This is a genomic window from Ruminococcus sp. NATIVEDY161, assembly GCF_045819895.1.
Taxonomy (GTDB): Bacteria; Bacillota; Clostridia; order Oscillospirales; family Acutalibacteraceae; genus Ruminococcoides.
The window spans coordinates 1,931,193-1,945,170 of sequence record NZ_CP162392.1; the positions used below are offsets into that span (position 1 = coordinate 1,931,193).

14 protein-coding genes and 1 tRNA gene are annotated in these 13,978 nt (G+C 43.0%); 10 read left to right on the plus strand and 5 right to left on the minus strand.

What is annotated here, in order from left to right; translation table 11 throughout:
• Nucleotides 1-25 precede the first annotated feature (25 nt).
• Nucleotides 26-1,072 (plus strand): IS30 family transposase, encoded by a 1,047-nt coding sequence (locus AB1I50_RS09245; protein ID WP_407723748.1) that lies wholly within the window; start codon nt 26-28, stop codon nt 1,070-1,072.
• 259 nt (nt 1,073-1,331) lie between these two features.
• Complete coding sequence (locus AB1I50_RS09250) at nt 1,332-1,769, plus strand: hypothetical protein (RefSeq protein ID WP_407723749.1); 438 nt, start codon at nt 1,332-1,334, stop codon at nt 1,767-1,769.
• A 106-nt stretch (nt 1,770-1,875) separates the two neighbouring features.
• Here the strand turns inward: AB1I50_RS09250 and AB1I50_RS09255 are convergent, their stop codons facing one another.
• The gene (locus AB1I50_RS09255) at nt 1,876-2,640 is read right to left on the minus strand and encodes a PDC sensor domain-containing protein (RefSeq protein ID WP_407723750.1); all 765 of its coding nucleotides are present in this window, start codon (nt 2,638-2,640) and stop codon (nt 1,876-1,878) included.
• Nucleotides 2,641-2,822: 182 nt separating this feature from the next.
• Here AB1I50_RS09255 and AB1I50_RS09260 point away from each other — a divergent pair, with 182 nt between their 5' ends.
• A complete protein-coding gene (locus tag AB1I50_RS09260) occupies nt 2,823-4,523 on the plus strand; it encodes a MutS-related protein (RefSeq protein WP_407723751.1) in 1,701 nt (566 codons plus the stop codon).
• Between the two features lie 219 nt (nt 4,524-4,742).
• Here the strand turns inward: AB1I50_RS09260 and AB1I50_RS09265 are convergent, their stop codons facing one another.
• Nucleotides 4,743-5,423, minus strand: a complete 681-nt coding sequence (locus tag AB1I50_RS09265; RefSeq protein ID WP_407723752.1) for a hypothetical protein — start codon at nt 5,421-5,423, stop codon at nt 4,743-4,745.
• Between the two features lie 225 nt (nt 5,424-5,648).
• Here AB1I50_RS09265 and AB1I50_RS09270 point away from each other — a divergent pair.
• A tRNA-Ala gene (locus tag AB1I50_RS09270) sits at nt 5,649-5,724 on the plus strand.
• Nucleotides 5,725-6,087: 363 nt separating this feature from the next.
• On the opposite strand, the gene AB1I50_RS09275 is transcribed toward AB1I50_RS09270, so the two are convergent.
• The 3 genes from AB1I50_RS09275 to AB1I50_RS09285 all read right to left on the minus strand — a co-directional run bounded on the left by AB1I50_RS09275 (nt 6,088) and on the right by AB1I50_RS09285 (nt 8,596).
• Nucleotides 6,088-6,876 carry an SPOR domain-containing protein gene (locus tag AB1I50_RS09275; protein WP_407723753.1) on the minus strand — a complete coding sequence of 263 codons (789 nt, stop codon included), beginning with the start codon at nt 6,874-6,876 and terminating at the stop codon, nt 6,088-6,090.
• A 163-nt stretch (nt 6,877-7,039) separates the two neighbouring features.
• A complete protein-coding gene (locus AB1I50_RS09280) occupies nt 7,040-8,083 on the minus strand; it encodes a leucine-rich repeat domain-containing protein (protein WP_407723754.1) in 1,044 nt (347 codons plus the stop codon).
• A 321-nt stretch (nt 8,084-8,404) separates the two neighbouring features.
• On the minus strand, nt 8,405-8,596 hold the full coding sequence (locus tag AB1I50_RS09285) for an Arc family DNA-binding protein (protein WP_407723755.1): 192 nt from the start codon (nt 8,594-8,596) through the stop codon (nt 8,405-8,407).
• Nucleotides 8,597-8,751: 155 nt separating this feature from the next.
• Here AB1I50_RS09285 and AB1I50_RS09290 point away from each other — a divergent pair, with 155 nt between their 5' ends.
• From AB1I50_RS09290 to tnpB, 6 genes are all read left to right on the plus strand, one after another.
• Nucleotides 8,752-9,795 (plus strand): IS30 family transposase, encoded by a 1,044-nt coding sequence (locus AB1I50_RS09290; protein WP_407723232.1) that lies wholly within the window; start codon nt 8,752-8,754, stop codon nt 9,793-9,795.
• Nucleotides 9,796-10,239: 444 nt separating this feature from the next.
• Nucleotides 10,240-10,476: a helix-turn-helix domain-containing protein gene (locus tag AB1I50_RS09295; RefSeq protein ID WP_407723756.1), complete on the plus strand. Its 237-nt coding sequence runs from the start codon at nt 10,240-10,242 to the stop codon at nt 10,474-10,476.
• A 14-nt stretch (nt 10,477-10,490) separates the two neighbouring features.
• Nucleotides 10,491-11,600 (plus strand): tyrosine-type recombinase/integrase, encoded by a 1,110-nt coding sequence (locus tag AB1I50_RS09300; protein WP_407723757.1) that lies wholly within the window; start codon nt 10,491-10,493, stop codon nt 11,598-11,600.
• The gene (locus AB1I50_RS09305; RefSeq protein WP_407723758.1) at nt 11,597-13,108 is read left to right on the plus strand and encodes an ATP-dependent DNA helicase; all 1,512 of its coding nucleotides are present in this window, start codon (nt 11,597-11,599) and stop codon (nt 13,106-13,108) included. Before AB1I50_RS09300 ends, AB1I50_RS09305 begins: the two co-directional genes overlap by 4 nt.
• A gap of 146 nt (nt 13,109-13,254) precedes the next feature.
• Nucleotides 13,255-13,584: an IS66 family insertion sequence element accessory protein TnpA gene (tnpA, locus tag AB1I50_RS09310; RefSeq protein WP_407723759.1), complete on the plus strand. Its 330-nt coding sequence runs from the start codon at nt 13,255-13,257 to the stop codon at nt 13,582-13,584.
• Complete coding sequence (gene tnpB / locus AB1I50_RS09315; protein ID WP_407723760.1) at nt 13,578-13,931, plus strand: IS66 family insertion sequence element accessory protein TnpB; 354 nt, start codon at nt 13,578-13,580, stop codon at nt 13,929-13,931. Before tnpA ends, tnpB begins: the two co-directional genes overlap by 7 nt.
• The last annotated feature ends 47 nt before the right edge of the window (nt 13,932-13,978 follow it).

Genomic DNA, 13,978 nt, shown 5'->3' on the forward strand with positions numbered 1-13,978 from the left:
CACCAATTCGAAAGGAATCATCACTATGGACAACCCTAATTGTAGCACGGAACACAAGAAATATCAACACCTGTCTTCTGAAGAACGACACATAATTGAAGTGCGCTTCAATGAGGACAAGTGGACGATCTACGCAATCGCCAAAAGTCTTGGCAGACCATACAACACAATCAAAAACGAGATCAACCGTGGTACGGTATATCTCTACAACGGAAAGATAGCCAGATATAAGGCTGACAAAGGCGAGGAAGCATATCGTGAACATCGCAAGAACAGCTGCCGCAATTACCGTTGCCTTGAAACTGCAAAGTTTCTCAGATATGTTGAAGATCAGTTTTTCGATGAAGGATGGTCTTTGGACGCCGCAGTAGGTCATGCAAAAGCCAACGGACTGTTTTCCTCTAAAGAAATGGTGTGTACCAAAACGCTGTATAACTATGTTGATTCAGGTCTGCTTAAAATCAAGAACATCGATTTGCCTGAGAAACTGTCGAGAAAGACTAAAACCAAGAAAGATCGAGAAAACAAGCGAAAACTCGGCAATAGTATTGAGCAGCGTCCCGATATTGTAGATACCAGAGAAGAGTTCGGACACTGGGAAATCGATAGTGTAATCGGCAGGAAGGTCGAAGGCGAATCTCAGGTGATGACAATAGTCGAGCGCAAGCTTAGAAAGTCCATATGGATCAAGGTGAGAAATCACTCTGCCGAAGCGATAGATGAGGCGCTATCCGCTCTGATTGATCAGTTCGGAGATAAATACAATGAAGTATTCAAAAGCATTACCGGTGATAACGGATCCGAATTCGCTAACCTCTCTCAGATTGAATCAAAAGGCATAGCCGTATATTTCACTCATCCGTATTCGTCTTACGAAAAGGGAACTAACGAGTGCCACAACAAAATGCTGCGCAGATTTATACCGAAGGGCAAAAGCATTGACGACTACAGCGCTGATGACATCATCTACTTTGCGGATAAAATCAACAACCTGCCCAGAAAGATTCTGGGCTACAGAACCCCGGAAGAGCTGTTCGAGCAGGAACTCGACCGCATATATGCTGCCGCGTGAGCCGCGTCGCCGCGAGTTTTCCTCGCTCGTCGCTACGCTCCTCCCTCGAAAAACTCGCGGCGATCTACTACAGACTCAAAAAATGTTGCAACTTGCTATTGCAATTTGCGTTAAATTTTTTTTAAAATTTTTAAAAATCTCCTTAAATTTGTCAGGGTTTTGTCATAGTCTGTGTGTTATTATATAGCCACAGTCAAGGCAACATGATGTCGCAAACAGTAAGCCTTGACCAAATACTAATATTAAGGAGAAATGAAAAATGAAAAAGACAAACGTAAAGACAAAGGTAATAGCAGGAATTATGGCAGCAATTTGTTCGGTATCGGCACTCGGAGCACTTTCGGCAGTAGGCGCGTCGGCGGCAGTAGTAAACAGCGCACCAATCTCGGCACAGGCTGCAAGCAAGAAGGTTTGCCTGTACACAGCATTCGGCAAGACAAGCTACGGCTACGACTGGGACTACAGAGCAAGCGGCACATCGGCAAAAATCAGCTGCACATATGATTTTAAGACAAATAAATATACATTCAAGGCAGTAGGTCAGTACGCAGGAGTAACAAACGCTGTTCTTAAGTACGCGACAATCGACGGCAAGTGGCACAATGTTCCCATCCGTTACACAACCGACAAGAACCTCAACGTTACAGGCGTTCAGACCGGTAAGGAGTACATCACAAACAATCGTTACTCCGGATAATTTAACCAATCCCTCATTCAAAAGAATGTTCTCAAATATTTCTTTCCCAAAAAGCAGAGCAGACCGGATATCCGGCCTGCTCGCTTTTCGTTTTAAAAGTTAATTTTTAACCTGCGCAAATAACAGTTAAATCGCCTTTGGTAGAAGCTACCGCGCTGTAGGACTTGTCGCCTACCTTAACGGTGAAGCTGTCCTTTTTGAGGTCGTCGGCTGAAATTCCGAGATCCTCGAGCTTGCCCTCTGCCTTAACGCCTTCGAGCGTTGAGCTGAGCACTGCGCCGTCCTTAATTACAACAGCGTTTGCTCCGCAGAGCTTAGCGAGGTCTGTGCCGGTAACTGCGGCGTAGTCCTTGGTGTTATAGCCGATTACAACAGCGCCGTCGGCGTCCTTGCGTCTAACGCCTGCGAGAACCGCGTATGTGCCGTCCTCTGCGTTGTAAACCGGATCGGTCATATACTTTTCGGATACTCCCTTAACAACCTTGTTAAATACAGCCTTGTCCTTGGAGTCCTTAATCTTTCCGCTCTCTGCTCCCTCGGGATAGCAAGCTACGATGTCGCCCTTTTCATTGGTGACGGTAATGCTTGTGAGGAACAGGTTTCTCGCAACCTGCTGCAAATCCTCGGCGGAGATGTCCGGCTTGAACAGCATAGCCGCTGTGCCGCCCTTGGCGTATGCCTGATCCGAAAATTCAAATTCAGCCGCCTTTGAGTTTGAGTTGAAGTCGGAAATAACCTTTGTCGCGTAGTCTTTGTTTGCGTTGAGCGTAGAATTGCCCGAGCCTGAGGCTGAGCAAGCGCTCATTGTAGCCGCAATCATCAAAGCCGCCGCCGACGCGGATATTACGGATAAAAGTTTTTTGTGTTTCATAGTCACGTTCCTTTCCTAAATATAATTATACATCTATATTTTAGCATATTTTCATTTGTAAATCACCGTTAATAATAACTATATTTATGATGATTTTTTTATGAAAAAGAACGAAAAACTCTTGTAAAAATATACCCAATCCTATATAATTAAACTGTATTTTAGTTTTGCGAGGTAACGCTATGGACTACAGCCTGATGTTTCCCCAAGGGGCAGACCGAAATTATAAGCTTTTAACCGATGAAGCGGTAAACGACCTTTCTATCGACTTCATCACCGGGGCGCTGACCGACCAAAAAACCGAGCAGGAGCTTATCAAAAGCGCTATGATTAAGATTACCGATGATCCTGAGGTAATCCGCTACCGTTGCGACGTTTTTGACGACTTTTTGCGGTTCCCAAAGCTCCGCGACGCCATGATTGAGCTAACGCTTAAGCTTGCCGATTTGCGCGATTTGGAGCGCTTTCAAAAAGACCAGGAGGCGTCGCACCTCTGGTCGCTCATTAATCGAATCCGAGAGATTGACGACTATGTAAGCTGTATCAGAATGATCAAGGACACGCTCTCAGGCTTGGATATTCACTCCGAGGGCTTGCTTTCCTTGAAGAAGATGGTGACGGACATTGAGCGCGACAGCGGCTTTGACGAGCTGAAAAAGGATATTGACGAAACGCTCGAGAAGGCAAGAGCGCTCAAGTCAATTACAATCGGCGTTAACCTCGACGCTTTTCTGCGCCCGAGGGTGGCAGGCGTTATATCGCTGAACGACACAAAGTTTACCGATTCGGGACTGATGAAGCGCTTTATGAACTTTGCCAACCAAAAGGACGGACTTACGCACGGCAACGACGTGAGCTCTATCAAGCAGTTCCACCCCGCAAACGAAAGAAAAAGCACAAAAACTCTTGCCGATATCAAGAGAACTCCGGCGGCGTACTTCGGAATGGATATGGAGGCGGCTCCGGCTACAGGCGACGATCCGCTCTCCGAGGCTATCAAAAAACCTGTGACCGATATTTTGAAGCACACGACGAATGAGATAAAATCAACCCTGCGCCGCTATGTAAACACAAGCGGCTACACGCTTACAAAGCTGTTGCCCGAGATTCTATTTTATGTAAGGTGGGCGGAGCTTGTCGATAAAATTAAGGAGACGGGTATGCCTATGTGCAAGCCTGTTATCCTCGAACCCGACGAAAGGAATTGTTCTTTTAGGGAATTATACAACCTAAAGCTCGTCATCAATAAGGTTAACGGCGAGGATATTAATATCATCACTAACGAGATTGAGTTCAACGACGAGCAGCGGATTTTCATTTTGACAGGCCCGAACAGGGGTGGAAAGACAATCTTTACCCAGGCGTGGGGACTGGCTATGCTGCTCGGTCAGCTCGGAATTTACGTTCCTGCCTCATACGCCGCGATAAGTCCGTGCGATAACATCTATACCCACTTTCCTGCCGACGAGAACGACACCGTTGACCTCGGCAGGCTCGGAGAGGAGAGTAAGCGCCTTTCCGAGATTTTTGACGTCGCGACCTCGCGCAGCATAATGCTGCTCAACGAAAGCCTTGCGACTACCAGCGTAACCGAGGGCTTGTTCATCGCAAAGGATGTAGTAAAGGCGATGCGCTACCTCGGCGCGAGAGCGATTTTTAATACCCATATGCACGACCTCGCGCGAAGCTGTGATGAAATGAACAGCGAGGTTGAGGGTACGAGCAAGGCGGCGAGCCTTGTCACCGGCGTTCACGACGGTGAGCGAAGCTTTAAGGTGAGCCTGCTTCCTCCGCAGGGTATCAGCTACGCAAAGGATATCGCGCTGAAATACGGCGTTTCGTTTAAGCAAATTAAGGAGAATATTGACAGTAAAACATCATAATCAGAGAAAAAAGAACCCGAAGCGTTGCGCCTCGGGTTCTGCTGTTGTCTAAAGGCAACACCGCACAATTCAAGGCGCGCGGCTTGCTTGAATATTATTCCGTCAGCTTGCCCAAAAAATCTCGGCAAGGCGTCAGCCTTACCTTGATTTATTTGTACAACCTGACGAAAAATCTTGCTGCGCAATCCGCACACCTGAATTATGCGGTATTGCCTAAAATTAGTTTCCGTTGTAGGGCTGAACGTAGTTTACGTCGCCGTCGCCTGCCTGCGACTGGTTGTTTGCAGGCTTGTTGTTGTCGATGTTGTTAATTCCGTTGCCGGCGCCGTCGGCTCCTGCCGCAGGTCTGCCGTCGCCGTTTTTAATCTTCGAATCCTGGTAGGGCTGAACGTAGTTTGCGTCCTCGCTGCTGCTCGAGCTGTTGTCGTAGCTTGAGTTGCTGCTTGCGTTGTTGTTTGTGTTGTTGTTTGTGTTGTTGCCATAGCTCGATACGTTGTTGTCAACATTGCTCGACTGAACGTAGCTGCTCTCCTCGTTCTGAGTGCTCTGACCTGAGTTTACGCTGCTTGTCGCCTTGGTCTCAGCCTTCTTTGTGGCGGTTGTCGCCGTTGTGCTTGAAACAGATGAAGTTGTCGCCGTCTGAGCCGAAGAGTTTGACTTGTTGTTCGAAGCAATTCCGAAGATTATAAAGCTCGCCACGGCTATCGCCGCAATTCCTGCGACTACCGCAATTGCGATAGCTCTCTGCTTTTTAGCCTTCTGCTTGCGCTCCTTCTGAATTTGAGCGACTTTCTTCTGCCTTGCTTCTCTCGAAAGCGGAGCGGAGGTTTCCTTTCTGCTTCCGTCGTAGTTGTCATTATATGAATTGGGGTTGTTTTTGTTGTCTCTTGAATCTGCCATTTTTCTTTCTCCTTATATTAGTTCTTTGCCAACGTTGTTGTTGACTGTGACTAAAGTATACCACATTGACTATGACAAAACAATTACAAATATCTTTATTTTTCAAAAAAATTTAAAAATATCGGAAATTTTCGAAAAATAATCTTCCGGCACAGGCTTGACATATCAAAAAACATAGGGTAATATATAAATGTTCAAAACGCAGTATAAATGAAAAACACACTTGGGGGTATAGCTCAGCTGGGAGAGTGCTTGACTGGCAGTCAAGAGGTCACGGGTTCGAGCCCCGTTATCTCCACCACATCAAAAAGCGCATCAGAAAGCCATTTTCAGGCAATCTGATGCGCTTTTTCTTTTGTGTTTATTTTTCTATAATAGAATAATAGTTGAATAAATGTTGAATAGGATTTTAAACGTTTTTTTATTGGACAAATACTTCGACTATTCTTTATTCTTTTTTCTTTATTCACTAAAAACTCAGGATAAGATTGCGATACAAACTTGTTTCTCGCTGCTGATTAACAGTTGGAGATAAATACTTAAAAAAAGCTCTGTCTACCGGACTATTATACTGTCCGATGGGCAGAGCGTTTATTTTTTTATTCGATTTTTGCCGTTTCGGTCGATGAGAAGAATAGGTTGGTCATCAGGATGATTTTACACATCAATTGTTTATATGATCTCCTGAATATTTTACATAAGCGTCAGGATAATACTTTTTAACTTCATTCAATTTGTTATTTGCTTCTTTCTCGGTACCATACTGACCGGCAGTAACTACATACCATTTCTCGCTGTTCAGATTGCTCCAATCTGTGGTTGTAATAACCATGCCTTTAAAGCCATTTGAAGAAACATCCCCTGCAAATTTTGAGGCTTCATCATAGCTTTTTGAGGCATGTACCCAAATTCCGTAAAACGATGAATAATCCGCGTCGGATGATGTTTTATACTCTCCGGAATATTTTACATATGCGTCAGGGTATTTTTCCTTGACTGCGCTGAGCTGATTTTTCGCTTCATTCTCAGATGAATACTTACCGGCGGTAACGACATACCATTCCTCGTTGTTCAAGTTGCTCCAATTTGTCGTGTTCTCAATATAGCTGTTAAATCCGTTTGAAGAAACCTCATTGGCAAAGCTTGATGCATCATCATTGCTTTTGGAGGCATATACCCAAATTCCGTAAAACGGAGTATTATAGTTAAAAACAGGAGCATTTGTTTTTGGAGTTGACTGAGGAGCATCAGCTGCCGGCGCTGACGTAGTTGCAGTATCTTCCTTAATGGTTTGAGTTTCTGTCGCAGATTCGCTATTAACTGTTGGCTCGCTGTTCACTGCAGTTTCACTGCTCGCCTCAGACCCGTTATTATAATAATTGTTTACAGTAGTGCATGAACTAAAAACAATAGCTGATAAAACAGCTATAATCAATGCCAAAATCCTTTTCATTTTCTTTCCTCCTTGATTTTAAGAAATGATAAAAACAATTTATATATTGTCTTATAAAACAAGATCAATGATTTTTACACAATCAAAAAATTTCTTATAATAATTTGGTAACTTGAACAATGCTAGATTAATTGTTGGAGTCAATAATGGTAAGCGCGTCTGTTTAATCTGTAGCAACAAAAGTAAAGCCGAATTTATTAGCGTAACGCTGTGCCTCACTACCCTTTGAGCCGTGAATCGTGAAGGTTTTAGAACTTTTACCAAACGCATTTGGTTCGATGCTTGTCACGCTGTCCGGAATCGTAACACTCGTTAAGTTGTTGCAATCAGCAAATGCCGACATGCTGATGCATGTCACGCCTTCTGAAATTGTAACGCTCGTCAAGTCGTTGCAATTATCAAACGCACTTACTCCGATTGATGTCACGCTACCTGGGATTGTGATATTTGTCAATCCATTGCATTCAGAAAAAGCATACCCATCGATTGTAGACACGTTGTCCGGTATTTCTGTATTCTTACACCCTGCGATCAGGGCGTTTCTTTCTGTATGAATAATCGCGTTACAATTATCTCTACTATCATAAAAAGAGTTCCTCTCATCAACCTTGATGCTTGCAAGATTGCTGCATCCGGAAAATAAAAAACCACATACAATTTTCGCGTTGGCTGGAATCTCAATACTTGTAAGGCTGCTACACTCGGTAAACGCTTGTTCGCCAATACTTGTCACGCTGTCGGGGATTGGGATATTCGTAAGGCTGCTACACCCGGAAAACGCATTGCTTCCGATACTTGTCACGCTGTTTGGGATCGTAATACTAGTAAGTCTGCTGCACCCGGAAAACGCATAACTACCAATACTTGTTACGCCGTTTTGTATGACAACTTTGGTGATATCCTTTCCCCATTTAGGCTCTTCGTTATATCTAACATCGATGCTGTCCATCTCTCCGTTACCGGAGAACGTCAGTACCGTGCCATCGAGCGACCATGTACAGTGGCTTGTCGTAGTGGCAGGTGCGTACTCATCGGATTTTAAATTTGAAGTAGCAGATGCATACTCATCGGATGTTGCATTTGGGGTAGCGGTTGCGCACTCATCGGGTGTTGCATCGGAGCTGGATTTTTCTGTTGATTTGTTGCAGCCGCAAAGGACATTAAGAAGAAGAAAGCAAGACAAAGAAAACAAAAATATTTTTTTCATAACTATACTCCATGTTGAATATATTATTTAAACAATTTATTTAATATTATAACATATTATTACAGAATTTGCAATATATACTGAGCAGGAATGAGCGTTTTTTGTGTAAATGAACGCAAACAAAAGGTTGCGTTTTGAGAAATCTAAATGCAACGCAAGTATGATTTTTGACTTCTCCCCGACTGATCTTCTGAATAGTATCGTTTCTCATAACATTTACCAGAAACGCCTCACTGACGTGAGGCTCAAAGAAGAAAGAATATAGAATAAAGAATAAATAATAACGGAAATAAACCTTTGTGGCGTTTCCGGTGTAAAAATCTATTCTTTATTATCCCTTTCCATTGTCTCTTTTATTGCTCTGTAAACGAAAGCATTTACAGATTCACCCATTTTTTCTGCGTGTTTTTTTAGTATTTCACGTTCACCTTTTGGGACACGTAATTTAACCTCATCTAATTTCTCGGCGATGTATTTTTTGCTGGCTTTACGTTGAGATTCTTTTGTGGTCACTTCTTCATCCCCTTATCTCATTTTCTATATAATACTACTTTTTAAAAATTCGCGCGTTGTAAAATGAAGTTGAAACAATAAAATAAAAGAGTCCACAGCGACGATTCTGTAGTAGAATTGAGTTACCACACACCAATTCGAAAGGAATCATCACTATGGACAATTCCAATTGTAACACGGAGCACAAGAAATTTCAACACATAACATCAGAAGAACGACACGAAATAGAGGTTCGACTTAAAGACGGTTGGTCAATTTATGCTATCGCCAAACACCTTGGCAGACCATACAATACCATCAGAAATGAAGTTGAACGAGGTACTGTATATTTGTATAACGGTAAGGTTGCGAGATATAAAGCAGATAAGGGTAAGGAAGTTTACCTTGAACGTCGCAAAAACAGCCGCAGAAATATCAATTGTCTTGAAGTGGTCGGTTTTCTTCAGTATGTTGAAAAGAAATTCCGTGAAGAAGGCTGGTCGCTTGATGCTTGCGTAGGTTACGCCAAAGCAAATCATCTGTATACTGATAAACAAATGGTTTGCACGAAAACGCTGTACAACTACGTTGATTTAGGTTTGCTAAATATCAAAAATATAGATTTACCTGAAAAGCTAAAGCGTAACACCAAAGGAAACCGAATCCGAGAAAACAAGCGAAATCTCGGCAACAGTATTGAAATGCGACCTGATGATGTTGATACTCGTGAAGAATTCGGTCATTGGGAGATTGACAGCGTTATCGGCAGAAAAACAGAGGGTGAATCTCAGGTAATGACAATAGTTGAGCGTAAGCATCGTGAATCAATATGGCTGAAAATAAGAGATCATTCTGCTGAAGCTATAGACGAAGCTCTATCCGGGTTAATTGAGCAATTCGGAGATAAATATAACGAAGTGTTCAAGAGCATAACCGGAGATAACGGATCTGAGTTTGCCAATCTTTCTCAGGTTGAATCAAAAGGGATTTCAGTGTACTTTACTCATCCGTATTCTTCCTATGAGAAAGGAACAAATGAATGTCACAACAAAATGCTTCGCAGATTTATTCCAAAAGGGAAGAGCATAGATGACTACAGTGCTGATGATATCCTCTTTTTTGCTGACAAAATCAACAATCTGCCCAGAAAGATACTCGGGTATCATACTCCGGAGGAACTCTTTGAGCAGGAACTCGACAGGATATACAGGGCAGCTTGAGCCGCGCCGTCGTGAGTTTCTCTCACTCGTCGCTACGCTCCTCCCTCAATAAACTCACGACATTCTACTACAAACGTTAAATTTGTTTCAACTTGCTATTGCAATTTGCGCTTTTTAAAAATTTTTTCAAGAAATTCAAAAAATTTCAAAAAGACTCTTGACATATGCCCCCATATATAGTATAATAGAATCAGAAAAAGAAATAACGGCAGCATATAAGAGTTGGCGCTCTCATATGCCTGCGCAGGTGGAACGAGCACCTACACAACGGATAAATCCGCACCGTTGATAATAGTATACATATTGTCGAGCAAAAAAGCAATAGGTAAATTGTTTAAATTTTCAAGGAGCGATATATTCGTTAGTCATCGGAAATATGACACCGTGTAGGAGACACCTACACGGTTATTCTTTTTCCTAATACTATTTTAGGAGGTCATTCTGATGACAAAAAACACAAACGTAAAAAGACTTGAAATGGAAGAAAACTATCTTACCGTTTCCGAGGTAATGCATTACCTCAAAATCAGCCGCTCCGGCGCCTATGCACTCACACGTCGCAAGGACTTTCCGGTATGTTTCATTGGTGGCTCGATTCGAGTTCCCGAATCTCTCTTCCTTGTATGGCTCAAAAAGCAGACTTATGTTCCGGCTACACTCGCCGAGAATATAAGTGCGTAAGGAGGTGCAGATTTATGGCTAACAAGCGAGGAAAAGGCGAAGGATCTATTAAGAGGATAAAATCCGGTCAGTGGCGCGGCCTGTTAATGGACGGATACACCGATGAAGGCAAGCGAAATATGGTTAGTTTTTCTGCACCTACAAAAGCAGAGGTCATGCAGCAAATTCGCCAATACTGGATAGAAAAAGAAAATCATATCCACATTGACCGCAAAATTCTTTTCAAGGATTGGGCGGAAGAATGGTACGATGATATGAAAGGTCAAGTTGAAGAATCAACTTACTCCGGTTATCGATACACTTTGAATATCCTTGAAGAATACTTTGGCAAGATGAAACTTGTTGATATTATTCCTTTGGATATCAACAAGTTTTATCGCAAAATGATGGATGATTACTCCGAATCATATATTCGTAAGTTTAGGACAATGCTTATACAGATTTTTGACTTTGCTGATGACAACGGACTGATAAGCAGAAATCCCGCGAGGCATTCAATGTCAATAAAGGGTTCTAAGTTTAACCAAAATACAAAAGACGCCTTCAACGATAATGAACTCAGTATTCTGATGAAGGAGTTGCCCGAGGATATGCTTGGGAACAGTATTCGTCTTATGCTTGGTACAGGAATGAGAACGCAAGAGCTGTTGGCTCTTACAAAGGATGACATTGCACCTGACGGATCCACAATAAGAATAAATAAAGCTGTAAAGACGGTTAACGGAATATCCAAGCTCGGTCCTCCAAAAAACAAGCGAAGCAACCGTATTATCCCTGTGCCTGACAAGTATATCCCATATGCTCTGTATGTTCGCGAGCACGGCTCTCAACCGTTCCTATGGACGTTGTCATATAAACGTGCTTTGTGTGGTGTTGGGACCTTCAGACGCAAATACAAGCGAGTGCTCGCAAAAATAGAAGGTGTACGTTTACTCAACCCACACTGCTGCAGACATACATATATCACTCGTTTGCAGGCAAAGGGCGTGCCTATGGAAACGATTGCCAGACTTGCCGGTCATGGAAAAATCGAAACAACAGACGTATACCTTCATACTTCTCTCGACACTCTCGCAAAAGCCGTTGAGAAACTCAATGATGCGGAAGAAGGTGATGTGGCATGAGTGATAATACAACCAAAGGAAACTATATGCTCAATGCCATAAAGAAAATTCACCTATCCGGAGACAGTTATACAGATATACAAATCCTTTTTAACAATTGCGTTAGATATTCCGACAACTCAAGTTTACAAGAGGATTTAATGTATTTGTGTTCAACTGGCATTCTTTCCTTAGATGGTGGAAAGGTTAGCTCTGCGCATATTGCTTCGTGTGAGTTAACAGCTGCAAAGCACCTGTCGGATATTTTGCAAAACAATATAATCGAAAAACCGGCTCTGTTAACATCTGTCAAAGTAAACGAAATTGAGCTATGCGCCGAACAGAGACGAGCAATTTCAATCTCATTATCCCATCGTTTATCGCTGATACTCGGTGGAGCCGGAACAGGGAAATCAACGCTGATACGCGGCATAATCCAAGCATATGATCAATCAAAAGGCAGTTATATTGCCGTTGCTCCCACGGGCAAAGCAGCAGTAAATCTTCGCATTAAAAGCGGTGCGCAAAGCATGACGGTACACAGCTTACTTGGGCTCGGGATAGAAACAACTGACGACAGGGTGGATTGGGGCTCTATCGGACTGATTATTATCGACGAAGCAAGTATGTTAACGATTGAAATGCTATCCGGGATACTTGAACATTGCCGTAATGATTGCAGAATAATAATGGTAGGCGATGAAAACCAGCTCCAATCTGTAGGTGCAGGAAATGTTATTTTTGACTTAATAGAGCTTGGCTTTCCGGTCATACAGTTATTCAATAATCATCGTCAGGAAGATATTTTTTCGGCCTTGTCCAAAAATGTTCAAAACTATTCGTGGTTTAACAGCATAGATGATTTTCAATTTGACGACAGCTTTATGCTTGTCGATATACCAGAATACAGTATGCAAAAGTATATTTGTGAAGAAGCAGCCAAGCGTTATATGAATAACGAAAGTTTTCAGCTGCTTTCGCCGGTTAATCGCAGCGGAAATCTATCTGTAAGCAGTCTAAACAACGCTCTGCATTCCTTAGTTAATCCGTGTGCTGATAAATCAGATATTATTGATAACGGTAATGATTTGATTTGGAATGGGGATCGAATACTTGTAGTACAAAACAATCATCCTCTCGGTTATTGTAACGGAGATATAGGTCAGATTCGCATGAATCCTGAAGAAAGCACGATAAACTTGGCTGCCATTGATTTTGAAGACGGCAGGACTTGTTATATTCCCACCATAGACCAATTGAACGATCTAAGATTGGGATATGCAATAACGGTTCATAAAAGTCAAGGCGGAGAATATGACTCTGTTATTCTGCCTCTATGTGAATACAATAGAAATATGCTGACAAGGAACTTGCTGTATACAGCAATATCCAGAGCGAAGAAGCAGATTATCCTCGTAGGAAGTCCGGAGATGCTTGACTTTGCTGTTCGCAATTATCCCAGAAAACGCAATTCAGCTCTGGTACAGAAAACGATGCAAATTATGAAAAAACGTTCATCTGTTGCATAAACAGTAACCGTCAAATAAAACACCGTATTGAACTCTGCCCGGTGAATGTGCGAAAATATAAGCAAAAACGAAGTGTGCGGTTGTAGTCAACTGTATTCGAACGGAAACAATCGTATGCAATCGCACACAATTGTACGGGGTGGATCATGTCAAAAGGCATACAAATTATCAAGGAAAACAATAATCTTGCAGAATGGTCACGGCAGGTTGAAGAGTGTCGCAACAGCGGACTGAGTGTGCGCTCATGGTGCGAGCGGCATCAGATCGCTGTCAGCACCTTCCACTATCGCCGGCAGAAGGTTTGGAAAGCGTTGCAAAATAGTTCTCAGTTTGTCGAAGTCCCGCTATCCTTCGATGAGAGCCATAATAACAACATCGCGGCGTCGGTAAAAATCGGAAGCATCTGTGCTGAAGTGCATAACGGCGCAGATGAAGCTACACTCGCCGCACTGTTTCGCATACTCAAATCATGTTAAGCGATTTCAGCGGAGCAAAGGTCTACCTTGCCTGCGGCTACACGGATCTTCGCCGTGGTATCGACGGTCTGGCGACTATCATTGAACAGCAGTTTAAACTTGATCCGTGTTCCGACGCACTGTTCCTGTTTTGCGGCAGACGGACTGACAGAATCAAAGCGCTCTACTGGGAGGGAGACGGCTTTCTTTTGCTCTACAAGCGGCTTGAAAAGGGTAAGTTCCAATGGCCTCGTAGTGAGAATGAGGCGCTCGGTATTACTCCTCAGCAGTACCGCTGGCTGATGGAAGGACTGAGTATCCGGCAGCCGAAGGCACACCGGAAAATGGAGAAAATAAAGTTCGGATAATCGCTCATAAATCCGCATAAGCACTGGACTTTTCAGCGTTTTTGTGG